This window comes from Leptospira gomenensis, assembly GCF_004770155.1.
Taxonomy (GTDB): Bacteria; Spirochaetota; Leptospiria; order Leptospirales; family Leptospiraceae; genus Leptospira; species Leptospira gomenensis.
This window is the reverse complement of sequence record NZ_RQFA01000066.1, coordinates 1-19197: the sequence shown is the minus strand read 5'-3', so window position 1 is coordinate 19197 and position 19197 is coordinate 1. Positions and strand designations below refer to the sequence as shown.

General features: G+C 46.0%; 19 protein-coding genes. 9 read left to right on the top strand and 10 right to left on the bottom strand.

The window, feature by feature from the left end:
• Window positions 1-2: 2 nt before the first annotated feature.
• The 8 genes from ybeY to EHQ17_RS14225 all read left to right on the top strand — a co-directional run bounded on the left by ybeY (window position 3) and on the right by EHQ17_RS14225 (window position 8778).
• Window positions 3-479 (top strand): rRNA maturation RNase YbeY, encoded by a 477-nt coding sequence (gene ybeY / locus EHQ17_RS14260; RefSeq protein WP_135593028.1) that lies wholly within the window; start codon window positions 3-5, stop codon window positions 477-479.
• A complete protein-coding gene (recO, locus tag EHQ17_RS14255) occupies window positions 452-1234 on the top strand; it encodes a DNA repair protein RecO (RefSeq protein ID WP_135593025.1) in 783 nt (260 codons plus the stop codon). Before ybeY ends, recO begins: the two co-directional genes overlap by 28 nt.
• On the top strand, window positions 1218-1490 hold the full coding sequence (locus tag EHQ17_RS14250) for a hypothetical protein (RefSeq protein WP_135593023.1): 273 nt from the start codon (window positions 1218-1220) through the stop codon (window positions 1488-1490). Before recO ends, EHQ17_RS14250 begins: the two co-directional genes overlap by 17 nt.
• Window positions 1491-1735: 245 nt before the next feature.
• A complete protein-coding gene (gene argS, locus EHQ17_RS14245; protein WP_135593020.1) occupies window positions 1736-3496 on the top strand; it encodes an arginine--tRNA ligase in 1761 nt (586 codons plus the stop codon).
• Window positions 3496-4758 carry a nicotinamide-nucleotide amidohydrolase family protein gene (locus tag EHQ17_RS14240; protein ID WP_135593018.1) on the top strand — a complete coding sequence of 421 codons (1263 nt, stop codon included), beginning with the start codon at window positions 3496-3498 and terminating at the stop codon, window positions 4756-4758. Before argS ends, EHQ17_RS14240 begins: the two co-directional genes overlap by 1 nt.
• Window positions 4755-5834: a hypothetical protein gene (locus tag EHQ17_RS14235; RefSeq protein ID WP_135593016.1), complete on the top strand. Its 1080-nt coding sequence runs from the start codon at window positions 4755-4757 to the stop codon at window positions 5832-5834. Before EHQ17_RS14240 ends, EHQ17_RS14235 begins: the two co-directional genes overlap by 4 nt.
• Window positions 5835-5839: 5 nt before the next feature.
• A complete protein-coding gene (locus tag EHQ17_RS14230) occupies window positions 5840-7522 on the top strand; it encodes a glycosyltransferase family 39 protein (protein WP_135593013.1) in 1683 nt (560 codons plus the stop codon).
• 8 nt (window positions 7523-7530) lie between these two features.
• Window positions 7531-8778, top strand: coding sequence for an acyltransferase family protein (locus EHQ17_RS14225; RefSeq protein WP_135593011.1), 1248 nt, complete (start codon window positions 7531-7533; stop codon window positions 8776-8778).
• Here the strand turns inward: EHQ17_RS14225 and EHQ17_RS14220 are convergent.
• From EHQ17_RS14220 to lepB, 10 genes are all read right to left on the bottom strand, one after another.
• Entirely contained in the window at window positions 8766-9758 is a 993-nt protein-coding gene (locus tag EHQ17_RS14220; protein WP_135593009.1) for a response regulator transcription factor, read from the bottom strand. The genes EHQ17_RS14225 and EHQ17_RS14220 overlap by 13 nt on opposite strands.
• Entirely contained in the window at window positions 9758-10894 is a 1137-nt protein-coding gene (locus EHQ17_RS14215) for an LIC_12097 family sensor histidine kinase (protein WP_135593007.1), read from the bottom strand. Before EHQ17_RS14215 ends, EHQ17_RS14220 begins: the two co-directional genes overlap by 1 nt.
• Before the next feature lie 6 nt (window positions 10895-10900).
• Complete coding sequence (lenA, locus tag EHQ17_RS14210) at window positions 10901-11611, bottom strand: endostatin-like outer membrane lipoprotein LenA (protein WP_246057562.1); 711 nt, start codon at window positions 11609-11611, stop codon at window positions 10901-10903.
• Between the two features lie 34 nt (window positions 11612-11645).
• Window positions 11646-12011: a preprotein translocase subunit SecG gene (gene secG / locus EHQ17_RS14205; protein ID WP_135593082.1), complete on the bottom strand. Its 366-nt coding sequence runs from the start codon at window positions 12009-12011 to the stop codon at window positions 11646-11648.
• 116 nt (window positions 12012-12127) lie between these two features.
• The gene (gene tpiA / locus EHQ17_RS14200; RefSeq protein ID WP_135593005.1) at window positions 12128-12880 is read right to left on the bottom strand and encodes a triose-phosphate isomerase; all 753 of its coding nucleotides are present in this window, start codon (window positions 12878-12880) and stop codon (window positions 12128-12130) included.
• A 238-nt stretch (window positions 12881-13118) separates the two neighbouring features.
• A complete protein-coding gene (locus tag EHQ17_RS14195; RefSeq protein ID WP_135593003.1) occupies window positions 13119-14309 on the bottom strand; it encodes a phosphoglycerate kinase in 1191 nt (396 codons plus the stop codon).
• Window positions 14310-14312: 3 nt separating this feature from the next.
• Entirely contained in the window at window positions 14313-15320 is a 1008-nt protein-coding gene (gap, locus tag EHQ17_RS14190; protein WP_135593001.1) for a type I glyceraldehyde-3-phosphate dehydrogenase, read from the bottom strand.
• 410 nt (window positions 15321-15730) lie between these two features.
• Window positions 15731-16135: a response regulator gene (locus EHQ17_RS14185; RefSeq protein WP_135592999.1), complete on the bottom strand. Its 405-nt coding sequence runs from the start codon at window positions 16133-16135 to the stop codon at window positions 15731-15733.
• Window positions 16132-17583: a sensor histidine kinase gene (locus tag EHQ17_RS14180; RefSeq protein WP_135592997.1), complete on the bottom strand. Its 1452-nt coding sequence runs from the start codon at window positions 17581-17583 to the stop codon at window positions 16132-16134. The genes EHQ17_RS14185 and EHQ17_RS14180 overlap by 4 nt, the downstream gene beginning before the upstream one ends.
• Window positions 17584-17881: 298 nt before the next feature.
• The gene (gene lepB / locus EHQ17_RS14175; protein ID WP_135592995.1) at window positions 17882-18442 is read right to left on the bottom strand and encodes a signal peptidase I; all 561 of its coding nucleotides are present in this window, start codon (window positions 18440-18442) and stop codon (window positions 17882-17884) included.
• A gap of 105 nt (window positions 18443-18547) precedes the next feature.
• On the opposite strand from lepB, the gene EHQ17_RS14170 reads away from it, so the two are divergent.
• A complete protein-coding gene (locus EHQ17_RS14170; protein ID WP_135592993.1) occupies window positions 18548-19090 on the top strand; it encodes a gamma carbonic anhydrase family protein in 543 nt (180 codons plus the stop codon).
• The last annotated feature ends 107 nt before the right edge of the window (window positions 19091-19197 follow it).

Genomic DNA, 19197 nt, shown 5'->3' with positions numbered 1-19197 from the left:
CCATTTCTAACGATTACGGAACCGTTTCCTGGTGGAAGGAGGAAGAGGTTCGTTCCAATTGTGCACTTCTTTTCCGCAAAGAACTAAAAAATTCTCCTTGTGAGCTCGCCATTCTGTTAGTGGGAGATTCCGATATGAGGGATATCAACCTACTAAGAAGGGGAAAGGATCAGACTACGGACGTTCTTTCTTTTCCGTTGGAATTCGATTCGGCGCCGATGCAGAACGTACTCGTCCGAAGAAACGTTTTGCCGTCCGAATCTCTTCCTCCGATCGCGTTAGGCGAAATTGTTATATCCGTCGATACTTTGGAGAGACAGGCTTTGCAGATCGGCCATTCTTTCAAAGACGAATTTTATCGTCTCCTAGTTCACGGATTCCTGCACTTGCTCGGATACGATCACGAACGTGGTGAAGAGGAGGAGCGAATCATGAAATCGAAGGAAGACGAATGTCTGGAAATTCTAACGGATCTTTGAGGAAAATCCGGGGGATCGTTCTGGAATCGAGATCGATATTGGACGGAGACGCGCTCGTTCGTTTGTTGCCGGAAGCGGGGCAGGTCGAGAATTTTCGCGTTCGAGGTATCCGTAAAAGTAAAACCAGAGCGATCGCATCCGTGGAGCCTGGTTCGTTATCGGACGTGGATTATTACCATTCCAAGATTAAAGAGACGCATAACGTAAAAGAGATTTCGCTTATCAATCGTTTCGATAAAGCGAAGTCCGGTTATTTCGGAACGGTGCTCGTATCCTATCTCGTGGAACTTGCGTCCGCGTTTACTCCCGACGGAGCGGAACATCCCGGCGAATTCAGGTTGCTTTACGGGGCGTTGGAAGAGCTTGAGGAGAACGGTCCTTCCGCTTTGATTTTGCCGTTCTTTAAACTACGTCTTCTTGTCGCGGGCGGATTTTTATCCAAGGAACTGCTTTGTCATTCCTGTGGAACCGAATTGAAGGAGATGACCTCGGTGACGTTACAGACTTCTCCTTTGGAAATCGTCTGCGGGAACTGTCTTCACGGTGATAGGAACGATCTCGGAACGGCGCAGTGGATCCAGACGTTTTTGGTGCTTCGGTTTCGGGATCTTAAGGAAAGAAAAATATCCGTTGAAAACATTCTGGACCTCGACAGGATTTGTAACGGAATCCTGGAGCCGATTCTCCGTAAAAAGTTAAAATCGGCTCTTACACTTTACGAGGCCTTGGGAGAAAATCTTGGAAAATTTTCTTAAAACGATACTATTCTTCTTCTATTTCTGCGTTCTGCTGTTTCTCGTCGTTTTGGATATTCGCTGGGATCAAAAAAAACCGGTGCAAATTCCGTCCGTATCCGCGAAGGAAGTCGTCGGAAAAAGATCAATACTTGTTTCCGTAATGGATTTTAAAAAAATGGTCTTTCAGGAATTGGACGCGAGTTGGGATATCTCCCGAAAGAAAAACGTGTTTTACGAAAGGAATGGGAGCACTCATCCGCTTCATCCGATGTGATTCGAGGAGAGGTTGAAACCGCGGATTTTGTGGGAGCTCCCACGGAGCGAGTTCGAATTTTCGCTTTCCAAAGCTCGATTTTTGTGATAGGGGGAATGGGATCGGATTTTTCCCGCCACCTCTCCTCCACCACCCAATCCGGGTGGGGCCGGATTTTTACGGAGAAATCGTCGTAATTCCGACAAACTTTAAACGGGCAGTTCCTCGTTTCCGCGACGATGCGGCGCCCAACGGACTTTTAGACAATGAAAGAAAATGAAACGCTCAAACAGATCGTATTAAAAGCCCTCGAGGAAGGGATTCGTGAATTTTTCGCATCGTTTCCTGATTCCGATCGGAATTCATTCAAAATAAAAATTGAATATTCCAGAGACGAAAAGTTCGGAGATTATTCCACTTCCTTTGCATTAGAAAATTCTAAAATTCTAAAGAAGAATCCTTTGCAGGTTGCGCAAGAGTTGTCCGACGTTCTCCGGAAAAGGGAGGATCTATTCGAAACCGTCGATTTTACCCCTCCCGGTTTCGTTAATTTCAGGGTCTCCTCCTCATTTCTTCTGAGTTTTATAGAATCTTCGATTCTTTCCGAAGACTATTTTCCGCAAGTGGACAAACCTCTCAAAATCAACCTGGAATTCGTATCCGCAAACCCGACCGGCCCGCTCAATATAGTTTCCGCGAGGGCCGCCGCCACCGGAGACGCGATGGCATCGCTTTTACGGGCGATCGGTCATAAGGTCGATAAAGAATTCTACATAAACGACTACGGAAATCAGGTCTTTCTACTCGGAGTATCGACGCTTGTGCGCATCCGGGAACTAAAAGGAGAATCATACTCGCAGCAGGAATCGGACGATTCCACGCCGATCGAAGTCCTTCTCGAAAAAAACGTGCTCCCCGCGGAAGGATATCGGGGAGAATATATTAAGGATATTGCAAATACTCTGCTGAACGATCCGGTTCGTTCGGCTGAAATCGTTTCGTTGTTAAACGAGAAAAAATATCGCAAGCTCGCCGAACTTTGTTCCGCTTGGACGGTGGAAAGTAATCTTATCTGGCAAAGAAAGGATCTGGATTCATTCGGAGTTGAGTTCGATAATTACTTCAGCGAACGCACGTTACATGAAGCGGATAAGGTTCTCTCCGTAATGAACGATCTTGAAAAATCGGGAAAAATCTACGTGGAAGAGGGGAAAAAAATATTTCGCTCCACGGAATACGGAGACGACAAGGACCGTGTCGTGGTGCGCGACGACGGAAGGCCCACCTATCTTCTGGCAGATATAGCGTATCACAAGAACAAAATAGAGCGAGGTTACGATCGGATCTACGATATCTGGGGACCGGATCATCACGGTTATATCGCGAGGTTGGCGGGTGCGGTTCAGTCCATCGGATATCCGAAAGAGAATTTTAAAGTGATCATCGCTCAACAGGTCAATCTTCTCGAATCTGGACAAAAGGTAAAGATGAGCAAACGGGCGGGTTCGTTTCAAACGATGAGCGATTTGATAGGCTTCTTGGGAAAACACGGAAAGGATGTGGGGCGTTATTTCTTCGTTATGCGTTCTCTCGACGCTCCTCTTGATTTCGATTTGGATTTGGCCAAAGACGAATCGGATAAAAACCCGGTCTTCTATCTTCAATACGCTCACGCAAGGATCTGCTCCATATTCAGGGAAGTAGGGGATGAAACATCAAAAGAGGCCGCATCTAAATTAGAAATGTCTGATGAACGGAAACGTCTGCTTTTTTGGATCGCCCGTTTTCCTGAAGAGATATTGGATTCCGCGATCGCTATGGAACCTCATCGAGTTACCAACTATTTACAGAGTTTCGCGAAAACTTTTACGACCTTTTATTTGGGTAAAAACAACCGTCTCAAAGAGGCTTCCGAGGAAACGAAATTGGGATTGGCGAGAATCTGTCTCGCTGCTAAAGACGTACTCGCGCAAGGCCTAGGTTTGATCGGCGTTTCCGCTCCTGAAAAAATGGAAAAAGAAATCTGATGAACCCGCCTAAGATTTTCATTATATCGACCGGCTCGGAATTAACGGCCGGAAGAAGTCAGGATACGAATTCTTCCTGGATCGCAAACGAGTTGTTCGGAATGGGATTTACTGTTTCTAAGTTTGTGGTTTTACCCGATGATCCGAATTCTATCGAAACCGAATTACGCGCGTTAGCCGCTCTTGCCGACGAACAAGATCCGGTATTGATGATTATGACCGGAGGATTAGGTCCGACGGAAGACGATTACACACTCGAAGTGGTCTGCCGAATCAACGGAGTGAGCTCGGTGGAAAGTAAGATCGCAAGACAAAGAATCGAAGCCTTTTACAAGCTCCGAGGAAGAAATTTTCAAGATTCGATGCAAACTGCGATCAGACAGGTTTCGGTTCCCGAAGGATCCTTAATTCTGAACAACGTAGTCGGAATCGCTCCCGGGTTTATAACGACTTTGGGCGAATACGCGAACGCGAACCTGTGTTGTATGCCGGGTGTGCCGGGGGAAATGACGGAGATGTTTCGGGATGAATTTTCCCCTTGGCTTTCCAAAACGTATTCCGCGAAACAACTTTATTCAGGCTTCCGTTTTATTTGGTGGATGAGCGAATCACAATTTCAGAAAGAATTCATCTCCCGAGAGAAAACGATCGAATCGGGTAGGGTGATTTGGGGAGTCGCCGCAAAACGAGGTTATATCCGGGTCGCTTTCCAGTCCGACGAACATGCGTTAGTCGAAGAGCTTCTACTAAAACTGGATTCTGTTTACGGATCAAAATCGACCGGAAACGTGTTCGAGGAACTTCCCAAACTTCTGATGGAAGAAAAAATCGTAGTGGGGACCGCGGAAAGTTGCACCGGAGGCCTTATCGCCAAAACGATTACCGATACGCCTGGTTCTTCCGCTTATTTTTACGGCGGAGTAGTGTCTTACGATAACAGTGTTAAGGCGGGATTACTCGGAGTTCGGCAGGAAACATTGGATCAATTCGGAGCTGTTAGTTCGCAAACGGCGCGCGAAATGGCCGAAGGAGCGTTAGTCGCGCTTGGCGTTGATTATTCTATCAGCGTGACGGGAATTGCCGGGCCGGGCGGTGGAACGGCCCAAAAAAAAGTGGGACTCGTTTTTTTCGGAATCGGAAAAAAGGACGGAGAAACAGAAATACACGAACATTATTTTCCTTTTCCGAGAAGTTCTTTCCGGGAGTATGCGGCTCACACGGGAATTTATCTGCTATACGATCGTTTGAAGAGGTCCGTATGAATTTGCTGCCGATAGTCGGTTTTGGTTTATTTTTTTCCACGTTGTTCTTCTATCTGTTAGGAAATCCGTATCCGTCGGCGGTCGGAATTCAAAAGGTTTGGGCCTTTTCCAAAGCGGCGCACGCCGGAATGGTTCCCGATCCCAGATTTGCCTGGAATCCGGACGAGGCATTGAACGGATATAAATTCGATAACGCCTATTATACGATCCAGTCCCAAGACGGAATCGCGTTAGACGACACACGGAGGATCGAATTCCCGTCCAATACCAAAGGGTATCTTGAGTATAAAAAAATCGGAACCGAAGTGAACTTCTATTCTCCTTACGGAGAAATTCTTTGGACCAAGGAATATAGAAGTTATCCTCGTATTTCACCTTCGGGAAATCTTGTATTGCTGATTGCTGGAGACCATAATCAGGTTCTCCTTTCCGATATCAACGGAAACACAACCGGAGCCGGAAAGTTGGACGGAAGATTTTTGACCGATTATTCCTTCGCGGTATCCGAGAAGGTTACGGCGGTATTATTTTCAGGAGGAGAACTTTTCATTTTGGACCCCAAAGGTGGGATCAGGGTAAAAAAGAATTTAGGATCCGAAAAAAAACCGGTCTTTGCGAAAAGTATTTCCCTTTCTCCTAACGGCGGGAAAGTCGCAATACACATGTTAGACGATAACAGGGACGTGGTGCTTGTTCTGGATGAGAAAGGAGATGAATTCGGCTCGTTCGAATTGGAATCCGTTTACCCGCATAAATTGAATTTGGCGGTTTCAAACGAAGGGCGGGTCCTTGCGGCTGTTCCCGAGAAGATCGTTTTTTACGACGCCTCTGGAAAGAAGAAATTCGAATCGAAACGAACTACCGGAATCGGCGTTTACCAAACCGCCTACCATAACGGGAATTGGTTTGTTGCGGAGTTGAATCAGGAAATTCTTTTTTGGGATGAAGAAGGGATCCTATTAAAGAGGGAACGGATTCGTTCCTCCGATTTGCCCGCCCGGTTTTTTCCTTCGGGCAAAGAAGGTTCGGCGATTATGGAAACGGGCAAAGAACTTTTTTTATTTAGAAATTTATAATATTTATGCGACGAAACGAAAAATACGTTCTGGTTCTAATGGCGGTCGTTTCTTTTTTTCTTTTTTATAGAATTGTACTTTTTTCGAATCGAACTCAAGGTGAGCTCCTCAAGATATCGCAGTCCATTCTTTCCGTTGAGCCGCCGCTCGTCGGACCTTGGGTTTACCTCGAAACCTGGATCTTTTTAGGGGCTTATACCGCGTTCTTCGTTTTGATCTTTTTGTTTTGTGTCATAGCGAAACGATTTTTCGGAATCGATTCGATATCTAAGAGCGCGGCTTTGTTTTTCGTAACTGCTCTGCTCGCCGTCGAGGTTCAGGAATGGAAGGGATCGAATTGGCGGATCAAACCTACGTTATACGTTTTGTTCTGTCTTTCGATTCTTTATACGATTTTGTTTCGTTTCGGTAAAATAAAGGAATATAAAGAGCTTCTGATCAAATCGATCGAAGAAAAGTATTCCTTATATTTGGGTTTTATCCTACTGTTTTCCACCTTACAGCGAGTTGTTGCCTTGTATTTAGATCCGAATCTGCTGATGGAGGGGGATGATCCGGCGTATTATTATTCCGCGGCGCTTCAACTCTACGAACACGGAGTTCATCCGCATTCCGGTTTTAGTTCGGGAATGATCTATTTTCTAGCGGCTTCGTTCCGCCTGTTCGGAAGTGGACAAGTTGTCGCGAAACTGCTTTTGATCTTAGTGGGAGGGGTCGGGCTCGGGTGTTTCGCCCTTTTTGCTGCGGATTTTTTTCGTTCTAAGACGATCTCTGTTTTTGCGGCCGGATTTTATCTGATCTCAAGTCATTACGTTTCTTTTTCGAATCAGTTCTGGAACGAGAATCTGTTTCATCCTATTCTTTCGGTGTTTCTCTTTTGTTCGTTTCGATTTGTGCGTTCCCTATCGACGGGATATTTTCTTTCGTTCGTTTTTTATTCGATCGCGGTAGGTTCGACGTTCTTTTTTTTGATTCAGTTGAGGAGTTGGTTTTTGCTCACTGGAGCCTGCTTTTTATTGCTACTTTGGTTTTTTGAATCTTACGAATTGAAAAAAAGACCGGTCCTATTCGTGTCCGGAGTCGCGATTCTGACGATCGTTTTAATCGGCTGCGGTTTTGCGTTTCGGGAATATCAGAGTAAGGAAGGGAATTTTCTTTTGCCTACGTCCAACGGAAAATCGAATTTCATAATAGGAAATCATCCGTATTCGCAAGGGACTTATACTCGTCATTGGGTGACTTATTCAAAGGAAGTTGCATTGGATCTGAATAGCGATGAACTCCTTGAAAAAGTAATATTCGAAAATTTGAATCAACCTCTTGTTTTGGTTTCGAATCTTGGTAAAAAAACCTTGTTGTGGTTTTTTTCGGCGGGAGGCCCGAGGCCTTTTACGAACTACTACCAACATCCGCTTTCCTTTGCGCAGTATTTTTTCAGGATCTCCTGTTTTCTGTTGATGGGTTGGGGATTTTTTTATTCTTACAAATACCGGTTAGGAAAAATCCTTCCCGCGGTTTATGTTTCGATATTTGCAGTGCATCTGATCTATTTCGCCGATTATCGTTTCACTCTGACCGCGATGCCTCTGCAGGCTGTCTTTATCGCACACGGACTTTTAGCGTTGACAAAGACTGCTTTCGAAGGAAATGTTCGAAACAAGACGTTTGAATCGGATTCCTCGTTCTAACACATCGAATGAAAAAATTCATAACACATCTTACGGAACAAAAAGATTCCGAACATCCCGCCTTACACGGATTTCGCGCTCTTGCGATCGGACTCGTCGTAATCTGTCACTATTTCTATATCGTAGTCCGCAGCGACGCAGATTTCTATAAGTCGATTCCCGCTTCCCTTGTAACATTTTTTCAGAATACGTCTTCGGGTATCGACGCCTTTTTCGTGTTAAGCGGTTTTCTGATTTCCGCCGGATTGATGGACGTTTGGAAAAAGAAAGGAAGGGTGGATCTCGGGGAATTTTTCATCAAACGTACGATGCGGATTTTTCCCGGTTACTATCTATTTATCGGAATTACGTTTCTGATTTCCCTCGCACAAGTCGCGGCAATGCAAAAGATCGTCTCTTCCGGTGTGGATCCGGACGGATCGGTTACGATTTCTTTGGCCCATTATAAAGCGGGTTTGGAGCGGGCTTGGGGCGATTTTCTTTTTATGGGAAACTACGTGCGTAGTCTCCACTATCACACCTGGTCTTTGTCCGTAGAGGAACAATTCTATGTCGTAATGCCTTTTATCTGCGGTTTTTTCCTTTTTTTACGGAGTTCTAAATTCGCCTTTAGAATTTTGGTCCTTTTGTATTTCGTTCCCGGGTTTTTGAGAACTTTATATTTTTTGAATATACAAGATCCGTTTGTTTCGGACCGCATTTATTATTCCACGGAAACGAGATTCGACGCGTTTATCGTGGGCATCGCGGTCATGTATCTTACGAAAGAACCCGGCTTTTTCGTCGAAAAACTCAAACATAGCCGTCTTTTGTCTTCCGGTTTGTCCTTTCTTGCGATTTTTCTTTTGATCTTGGCCCACTGTATGGAAAAAACCGGGACCTCTCTGGCTTCCAATACGATTAAATTCAACTTTTTGAATATAGGATTCGGACTTCTCGTGCTCGTGTTTGTTTCTGGTGCACCCACGTTTTTAGGAAAGTTGTTCTCCGCAAAGATTTGGATTCCGGTCGCTCGACTGAGTTATACGATGTATCTCTGGCATATCGTGCTGCTTACGATCGCCAACATCACCGATCCGAACGCAGGTTTCGGTTTCCAAGGATATCTCAAACACGGGATCGGACTGGCGGTTTTTTTCGGCGCGTTACTCGCGTTTACCTTCTGCGTTTATGGAATCGTGGATTATCCTCTTCAGAAGGTGAGGGATCGTATCTTAAAATCCTACAAACTTCGAAAGGAACTTCAGACTTCGTAGATGGAAAGGGATTTATAACTTTTATTTCCCTGTTTGTCGAGAAGAGCGATGATCTCCGTTCTTTTTTCCCGTTCTATATTAAAGATCAATTGATCCGAAATTTCCCTGCAGATATACAAACCTCTTCCGTGTGAATCCGCAAGTCCGGGAGGAAAGCCGGTCGCCTCGTCCACCGTGATGTGTCGGTCCAGACGTTTTAGGATTTCCTTCTTATCCAAGGATCCGAAATGATCCCGGATCACTATGATGAACGTGTTTTCCGCGATTCCGTATCCGATTTCGAAAAAATCGGATTCGGCCAATTGGATGTTTTCCAGAGGAATGACAAGATCCCGGGAAGGAAGTTCGTATTGGTATTTATAATTTCCTTTCGAATCGCGGGGCGCCCGAATCATCGCGTTGGAAGTAAGCTCCTCCAAAATTTGGTTGATCGCGTTCGGCGCTCCTTTTTCCACGAGAAACTTAGAAATTCGATTGCATAGGAAGTTTCTTTGTTCGTCGGAATAGATCCGCTTATAGACGATGCCTTCCGCTTGTGGTACGGAAAACTCCCGATCGTCCGTATCCGATTTTTGTATCGTGAATTCGGGACCGAAATATTTTTCCACGCCGAAGATGTCTTTGGTGAGAAGTTTACGTACCATCACGGAGATGAGTTTGATGTCAAGAAACGAATACTTAGGTATGATGTTCCAAATTCCGTGTTTGTAGGCGAAGTTGATGTAGTCATTGATATTGTACGCGGTCATAAGAGTGTACAGAACGTTCGGGAACTCGTGTTGGATCGTTTTGATCAGATCCAGTCCTGTTTTTCCGGGCATTCGAATATCGGTGATGACGAGATGTACATCCTCGTTCTTTAAGACACGGACCGCTTCGTCGTAGTTCTCCGCGTCCAACACTCGGTAACTCCCCGTGAGGAGATCCTTGATCGCCTCTCGAATGGAATGAATGTCTTCCACGATTAGAATCGTATACATCAGGTCGAATACCCGTTCTGCTGTTGCGTAAAGGGCAGCGATACGCGGAAGCGTGTTTTTCTTTCGAAGGATTTTACGGACAATTCTCCGCTGTGTTCCCGCACGATCGAATGACAGATGGAAAGTCCGAGGCCGGTTCCGATTCCCGTTTTGTTTTTGGTGAAAAACGGAGAGAATATCTTGTCGATCATGTTGTCCGGAATTCCACCGGCATTGTCTTCCACGATGATATGAACCATGTTTCTCGTTTTTCGCACTTCCACACGGATTTTCCCTTCTCCGTAATCGAAGGCCTGTAAGGAGTTTTTGAACAGATTGATGAATAGTCGTTCCATCTTGACAGGATTGAACTGAAAGGTGGTTCCCGGTTCGCAGAGAATTTCCCAGCTGATATTTTTGGAAAGAACGGGATATACCCAGGTTACGTTTTCCTTCGCTTTTTGTATGGTTTCGTAGATGTCCGCGGAGGTAGTTACCAGTTTGTCCGGTTTTGCGAAACTGATGATATCGGAGACGATCATCGCCGCACGAGTGAGATCCTCTTTCATCATATCCAATCTTTTTTTGAAAAAGTCGGGATCCATGGAAGTGAGATTGTTCAAAAGACTTTGTAGAGTCAGACTCATTCCCGTCAGAGGATTGTTGAGTTCGTGCGCCACTCCGGATATAAAAATTCCCAAGGAAGCCAGATTTCTAATTCGAAGATTTTCCTCTTCCTTCTCTTTGATCCGCGTGATATTGCTCACCTTTTCCAAAACGGAACCGACCACTCCGTCCTTTTCGATCGGATAAAAATCCAAGTACAAGGTTTCTTTGCGTCCCCGCACCGAATGGAAGATCTCCCGGTTTACGTCGGATTTAGGATATTCAAAATGACGATTGAAGTTTTCCTCGTCGGAACGCATTTCCTTCATCGGGCAATACGGACAAACCTCGTTGCGGTTATAAAGGACCTCGTAACATTTTTTCCCTATGATGGAGGAAAACGACGATTGACCGGAAAATTCGAGTGTGGATTTATTGACCCTTCGAATGCGAAACCCCGGATCGATCAATACCAACGGCTCCGTAATCCCATCGAGAATGGATTGAAGTTCGCCGGCTCTTTCTAAGAGATTTTCCTGCAAAGAGGACATGAAGATTCAATATTGTAGAGAATCTTTAAAAGTTTGCAGTAACTTTTTTTTATTTTTTGCGGATTCCTGATTCTGCATTTCCTGAAGTCTCAGAATTTGTATGAGAAAGTCTTCCATCAACTTTAGGTAAAATTCCTGTTTGAAGCTGCTGCGTTCTCTTTGAAGTCCTTCGTCCGGAAGTTGTAAAATAGGATACCGTACGGCTTTTCCGTTTCGTTCCGCTTCCACTAAGATGTCGTCCAGATTCTGATCCAAAGGAGTCGCATCGATCAGGCGGATGTTTGTAGAATCCGATCCGTCCGCGTTCTCCGTTTTGATTTCAGTAACGACGCGTGAGAGAGTGGTTCCGGTGAATTCGAGTAGAATGGATTTACTTTCGGAACGTTCGATTCCTGCCCTTCCTTCCTGGATGGAATGTTTGACGACTTTGATCCCCGTTCGATTGGGATACGTTCCTAAAAAGGAAATGTAGGTTCCGTTGGGAACGGATTCGATTCGCTCCCATTTGAGGAGTTCCCTCGCCGCGCCCAAATCTTCGTAGACTCGTAGAATTCTACGATTGAGTAAGGACGCCGTGTCCGAAGAAGAAGATGTATGAGGATCGTTTTCTTTATTCTGAGAAATTAAGGGAAAAAAAGAATTCGAAAGAAAGAGGCCGGCGATCAAAACCGAAGTCGGCAACGCCGATCTCGGAGAAAAAAAAAGTCCGATTCTCATGAAAGTCGGCGTTTCTCCGGACGGCCCGAGAACCTTACGGTGTAGGAGTTGTCGCAGGAACCGTTGGAGCGGGGGAAGAAGTCGGTGCTGCGGTCGGAGTCGCGGAATTCGTTTCACCGGGAGTTTCCTCCGGAGGTGCTGTCAAAGTCGGTGCGGTTTCCGGAGTCAAACGATCCTCTTTTTTCGCGAACAGAAAGGAAAGGAGTAGGGAAAGAATGATGAATAAAATCGCCGTGACGCGTGTCGCTTTGGTGAGCACGTCCGCCGTCGAAGAACCGAAAACGGATTGGCTGGAGCCCCCTCCCAAAAGTCCTCCTCCTTTTCCCGTTTGAATCATAACGAGTAAAACGAGAAAGAGCGAAACAAATACGAAAAGGGTTAGAATGACTCCGTTTAACATAGCAGTTCCTAAAAAAAATTGAATCCTTTGCCAGATTATGGAGCTGCGAGGGGCTGACAATTAAAATACGTTTTCCTGTTAGGGGAAACCGGCCCGGGCCGGTTTCGTGTTTCGGTTTAAAACAAGCCGGCGTAGGAATCGATTTTTTGACTCGCTCCTCCCACAAGTCCACCGTCGATATCTGCTTCTTTCAAAAGGGCTTGGATATTGTCTGGTTTGACCGAACCGCCGTAAAGGATGGAAATGGATTGTGCCACTTCCGCCGCGCCTAAAAACAAACCGGCCACTTCTTTGCGGATGAACGCGTGCACCTCTTGGGCTTGGGCCGGGGTTGCCACCTTGCCGGTTCCGATCGCCCAAACCGGTTCGTACGCGAGAATCAACTTGGAAAAAGAATTACTTTCGATTCCTTGCAATCCTTCCCGAATTTGAGCGCCGATCACTGCGAAGGTTTTTCCGGATTCGCGTTCCGAAAGAGTTTCCCCCACACAATAAAGCGCAGTAAAACCTTCCTTCAGAAGAAAACGAACTTTTTCGTTGCAGAAGGAATTCGATTCTCCCAGAAATTGCCGACGTTCGGAGTGACCGATCATCACCACGCCGACTCCGATTTCCTTCAGTTGTTCGGGGGAAGTTTCTCCCGTAAAGGCGGCCAATCCGGATGGATAACAATTTTGAGCTCCGACCAGGACGCCGCTTCCTTCTAAAAGTTTTGCGACGGACGCGAGATGAATCATGGACGGAAATACGAGCGCCACTCGATCCTTGGATTTAGGTGGAATTTTTTCTTTGATCGATTGTGCCAGGGAAACCGCTTCCTTTTCGGAGAGATTCATTTTCCAGTTTCCGGCGATCACTGTCTTGCGCATGGGTTCGTATTCCTCTTGGAGATTATCGTAAAAGTTGGGAAGAGTTTGCGGGAAAGCCGCGGGGGTTCAAGGACTTTTTGGTCGGATGCAAATCAGACCCGTATTCTGCGGTTGCACTTTGGACCGGGAAGACGTTGGTCCCGGTTTCGGAATCGTTCGGATTGGAAATAAAAAGCCGGGAGTTTTTCCCGGCTTTGGTAAAACGGTTTTCGAGACGGTTTTTCCGATGCGGTCGCCGTTATTCTTCGGTTTTTCTTTTGAGGGCTTCTACACCCGGAAGTTTTCTTCCTTCCATAAACTCGAGAGAGGCTCCACCTCCGGTCGAGATATGAGTGATCTTGTCCGCGACTCCTGCCTTGTTGATGGCTGCGATGGAATCTCCTCCGCCCACGACCGTTTTCGCCTTGGATTTGGCGACCGCTTTGGCGATGGCCATCGTTCCGTTTGCGAACTTATCCATTTCAAAAACGCCCATCGGTCCGTTCCAAAAAATCGTTCCCGCGTTTTTGATGATCTTCTCATAATTGGAAACGGTCTTCGAACCGATATCCATTCCCATCCAACCGTCCAAAATTCCCATCTTGTCCACGGACTTTGTCTTGGCTTTTTCACTGAATTGATCGCCGATGATATGGTCCACGGGAAGTTGAAGGTCGATTCCCGCCACTCCGGCTTTTTCAATCAACTGGAAAGCCTGCACTTCGAAATCTTTTTCCACCAGAGAATTTCCGACAGGGATCGCTCTGGATTTCAAAAAGGTATACGCCATTCCACCTCCGATGAGGAGGTGATTTACTTTATCGAAGAGGTTGTTGAGAACCTTGATCTTCGTCGATACTTTCGAACCGCCGATGATCGCGACAAAAGGACGGGCCGGTTTGGAAAGAAGCGCGGAAAGTTCCACGATTTCTTTGTGCATCAAAAGCCCCGCGTAAGAAGGAAGAAGATGGGCGATTCCTTCGGTGGAAGCGTGCGCTCTGTGAGCCGCACCGAACGCGTCGTTGACGTACACGTCCGCGAGAGCCGCGAGTTTTTTGGAAAAACCCGGGTCGTTCTCTTCTTCTTCCTTATGGAAACGTACGTTTTCGATGACGAGGATTTCTCCGTCTTTTAGTTCCTTGGAAAGTTTTACCGCCTCGTCTCCGATCACGGTTTTGGAGAAGTGAACGTTCGCTTTTACAAGGCCCTTGAAAGTTTCTACGACCGGAGCTAGGGAAAATTCCGGATTCACTTGACCCTTCGGTCTTCCGAGATGACTGGCGACGATGACTCTCGCTCCTTTTTTGAGGAGAAGTTCGATCGTCGGAAGAGTTTTTTCGATTCTGGTTTTGTCGGTGACTTTTCCGTTTTCGATAGGAACGTTAAAGTCCACTCTCAAGAAAACGCGTTTTCCCGAGAGATCGACGTTTTCGAGTCTAGGTAATTCCATGAATTAACCTTTCTTCGCCATATAGCGGATGAGATCCAAAACACGATTGGCGTATCCCATCTCGTTGTCATACCAGGATACCAATTTGAAGAATCTGGAATTGAGTTCGATACAAGCGTCCTTGTCAAAGACGGAAGAAAGGGTGGAACTTACGAAATCGTTGGAAACGACCATGTCCTCCGTATATCCGAGAATTCCTTTCATGGATCCTTCGGAAGCCTCTTTCATCTTTGCGGCTATCTCTTTCAGAGAGGTTTCTTTTGTGGTTCTTACGGTCAAATCCACCACGGAAACGTCCGGAGTAGGAACTCGAAACGACATTCCGGTCAGTTTTCCGTTTACTTCCGGAATACAAAGTCCGACCGCTTTAGCCGCGCCCGTTGCCGCAGGAATGATGTTTTGCATCGCTCCTCTTCCTCCGCGGAAATCCTTTTTCGAAGGTCCGTCCACGGTCGGTTGTGTCGCGGTTGCGGCGTGGATCGTGGTCATGAGACCTTCTTCGATTCCGAAATTATCGAGAACGACTTTAGTGATCGGAGCGAGACAGTTTGTCGTACAAGAGGCATTGGAAACTACGTGATCGTTGGAAGGATTGTATTTCTCTTGATTGACTCCCATTACGAACGTGGGAACGTCCTTGTCCTTTGCGGGAGCGGAGATGACTACTTTTTTGGCTCCGGCTTTGATATGTTTTTCCGCTCCGGCTTTGTCGGTAAAAAGTCCGGTGGATTCGATTACGAAATCCACTTTGAGGTCTTTCCAAGGGAGTTTTTCCGGATCTCTTTCGGAGACGCAGATAATTTTTTTACCGTCTACGATCAGTTCTTTTTCGGTGTGTTCTACGGTTCCTTGGAATCTTCCGTGGGTGGAATCGTATTTGAGTAGATAGGCGAGATTGTCAGGAGTAACTAAATCATTGATTGCGACAAATTCCAGATTGGGGTCCTTGATTCCTGAACGGAAAGCAAGTCTTCCGATTCTTCCAAATCCATTGATGGCTATTCTGGTCATTTTCTTCCCTTTGTTGTTAAGATTTATCAACGTTCTTCCCGTTTGGAGCTTACGTTCCCGGGGGAGAATTTTTAAGATTTGATTACAGTATTTTCACGGAACATTCTCTTGAAAATCCGTTTTTTTGGGGGAATTTGGAGGGAATTTTAAAAAAGAAGGGAAGAGGAGAATTTGTTGGAGTTCCCACGATTTTGCCGTGCAAGTTCTCGCGCCCCACCCTGATTTGGGTGGTGGGGTGTGGAGGCGGGAAATCCTTTGCGGCGAAATTTTCCTTTACCGGAAATTTCGGGAAAAGGCAAGCGAAATCCGCGCGAGAGTTCCGCGTAGGAACTCCCACCGAATCCGAAAAAAAGAATTTTCATTCGGAGAAAAAGATCAAGACGCGGTTCGAAAAAAACAAGATTCAGAGATTAAAAATATTCTTCCAAAATATCGCGAAGCATCGCGTCCGTAAGAGGTTTCGTTTTGAAATCGGAAAGGATTCCAAATCGTTTCGCTTTTTCCTTGTCGTCCAAATTGTCCGAGGTCGTCAACATCACCACGATGATTCTACTCTGAAACTCTGGAGGAAGATGATTGTATTCCTCAAGAAATTCCCAGCCGTTCATCCCAGGCATGTTTATGTCCAGAAAAATCAGATCGGGGCGCGGGTCCCGCGAAAGATCACGACCTTTGAGATAGTCTAACGCCGATTCGGCGGACTGTTTGGAAACGACCATCTCGGCATAATTCCCTTTGCGGATCACACGTTCATGAAAAAAATTATCGTCCTGATTGTCGTCTATCAAAAGAATGCAATTTAATTTTTGAATCATAAGTTGATGTTGGGAACGGTGAACGAAAACGTACTTCCGATTCCGGGAGTCGATTCGATCCAGATTTTTCCTCCGTGTAATTCTACGATCTTTTTACAGTTTGCCAATCCGATTCCGTAACCTTCGTATTCGTTTTCCAGATGTAATCTCTGAAAAATAAAAAAGATCTTATCGAAATGTTTGGAATCGATTCCTATTCCGTTGTCCTTTACGGAGAATTTCCAAAATTCACCTTGTTTTTCGCATTCGATTCTTACGTCCGGAGTTATATTCGGTTTTTTGAATTTGATTGCGTTGGAAATCAGATTCTGGATGAGTTGTCTGAACTCCACTTCGTAGACGTTCAGAACGGGAAGTTTTTGCGTTGAAATAAACGCACCGGATTTGGAGATCAGATTTTCCAAATCGGAAATCACTTCCGTAAGAAGAGTGTTACAATCGGTCCTGGCCAACTTTCTATCCCTTCCGATCCTGGAATACAATAGAAGCGCCTTTACGAGAGCGCTCATTCGTTTGGTGGCGAGATCGATCGTTTTGAGATGTTTGGTCCCTGGTCCGTCGAGAAATTTTCCGTAGTCCTCTTCCAAGATTTGAATGTAGTTGGAGACGGTACGAAGCGGTTCCTGTAGATCGTGCGACGCGAGATACGCGAATTGTTCCAATTCCTGATTCTTCGCTTCCAATTCGTTCTTTCGAATCAAAGTTATTTCCTGAATCTTACGCTCGGTGATGTCGATAATCGAAGCGAGGACCATCAGGCCTTCGTCCGTATCGATCGGATTGAGTCCTATTTCCACTTGGATTTCCGAACCGTCCTTTCTCAACGCGAAAAGTTCCCTTCCGGCACCCATGGAACGAACCATAGGATATGTGAAAAAATGATTCCTATGATCGGGATGATCCTTCCGGAAACGTTCGGGCAAAAGTAATTCCAATTTATTTCCGATCAGTTCGTTTCTCTCGTAACCGAATAGTTTTTCGGTTTGATTGTTTACGAGAGATATGTTTCCTTCCCGATTCACCAATACCATCGCATTCGGAGCCGATTCGACCACGGAACGAAACCGCTCCAACGCTTTTTTTCTTTCCGTGATATCGATGATGGACGCTAAGACCAAAGTCGCTTCCGCAGTAACGACTGGATTCAAACCGATTTCGATCGGAAATTCCGCGCCGTCTTTTTTGAGTCCGAAGAGATCCCTTCCCGCACCCATAGGACGAACCTGCGGCGATTGAAAGAACGCGTTTCGAAAGTCGGGATGTTTTGGTCTGTAGCGGATCGGAATCAGTTCCTCGACGGGTTGTCCGATCAGTTCGTTCCGCGAGTAGCCGAACAATCGTTCCGTTTGTATGTTGACGTAAACGATTTTACCTTCCCGATTGGCGAGTAGGATCGCGTTCGGCGTCGATTCCACCATCAACTGAAATGTGAGTTCGGACAATTTCATTCTGAGCCTTACAATGAATCTAAATACGGATGACGATCGGAATCGGTCGAAGGAGAAGGAAAGTGGTTTTTAGAAAACGTTTCCCGAGAAACGGAATCCTATTTCTTTCCGTAGAAAACGGGAAATTTATAACACCGATCGTCCCCCGAGTCAAATACTAAAATACGAATTTCTAATTTAAAAAATCGTACATTAGAATATTGACTTTCGATAATGGACGTCGTACGGATATTTTGCGGGCGGAACGATCTGCCTTTGTGTTAGAACGAAACGATACGGGAGTTTTCTGTTTCGACCATCAAAGTATCTTGCCTAGGATATTCTCGATGGGAATCGGACCGAAATCCCTGGAATCCGAGCAGGAATCACGGTTATCACAAAGAAGAAAATATTCCCGGTCTTTGAGGATCAGCGGTTCTCCGTTGTCTCTCCCCGAAAAACTGGCGGGGAAGGGACCTCGTTTGTCATCGAACTGAAGCATATATCCTTTTCCGGAACCGGCGTTGTCTTCCGAATTCTGATTCCGATAAAGAACCTTGTTTTTCATCTGGACCGTGTCTCCGGGTTTTCCGGAAATTCGCAAGAAAACGACTTTTTCGGTCTGCGTGGGATGTTTGGCTAAAACCGGATCTCCCAGATATAGATTGGTGCGATTGACGAAACGGGAAACGTATATTCTCGTTCCGGGTGAATAGTTAGGAAGCATGTCCTTGGTTTCCACGTTCCATGGAAAGATCAGAAAATGCCGTATGCAGATCGCGCAGATGACCCCGAGAAAAAGGCCGATTCCCGCCCGTTTCAATAGGACACGGATTTTTTCTCTTCGTTCTTTTTCCTGATTGGAGGACAAGCGACTCATGCGTGCATTCTTTTACTCCGGAGATGGGGGTCAAAAGAAAATCTTTTTTTAGACTTGTTTTGCGGACTCCCGAAGAAAGATCTGGAAGTGGAATCGAGAGGGAAGATGAAGTCGAACTATCAGATTTTGGAATACATGGGAAAACGGCCGAAGATTGACGAGACGGTTTTTCTCGCCCCCGGCTCGCAAGTTGTGGGAGATGTTACGATCGGAAAAAATTCCTCCATCTGGTTTCAGACCTTGGTCCGAGGGGATGTCAACTACATTCGCATCGGAGAAAACGTGAACATTCAAGATCTTACGGTGATCCACGTGGCTCGGGACGTTTATCCGGTGGAAATCGGAAATAACGTCTCGATCGGACATCGTGCTACCATTCACGGATGCAAACTCAAAGACAATTCCTTTGTGGGAATGTGCGCCACTTTGATGGACGACGTTGAAGTAGGAGAGTTTGCGTTTATCGGTGCGGGAGCGCTCGTTACTCCGGGAAAAAAAATTCCTCCTGGAGTGTTGGTAATGGGTTCCCCCGGAAAAATCGTCCGGGATATCACGGAAAAAGAACGGGAAATCATAACGCGCACAACGGGCAATTACATCAAATACAAAGAGAATTATCTACAGGATCCGTTTTACGCGCGCTCCTGAACTCGGATAAAAAATGAGACGCTCGTACGCCGAACGTTGTCGTTGTTCCGACGATCCTTCCGTAGACGAGGGGCGCCCCGCCCGGGTTTTGGGTGGGGGGAGAGGCG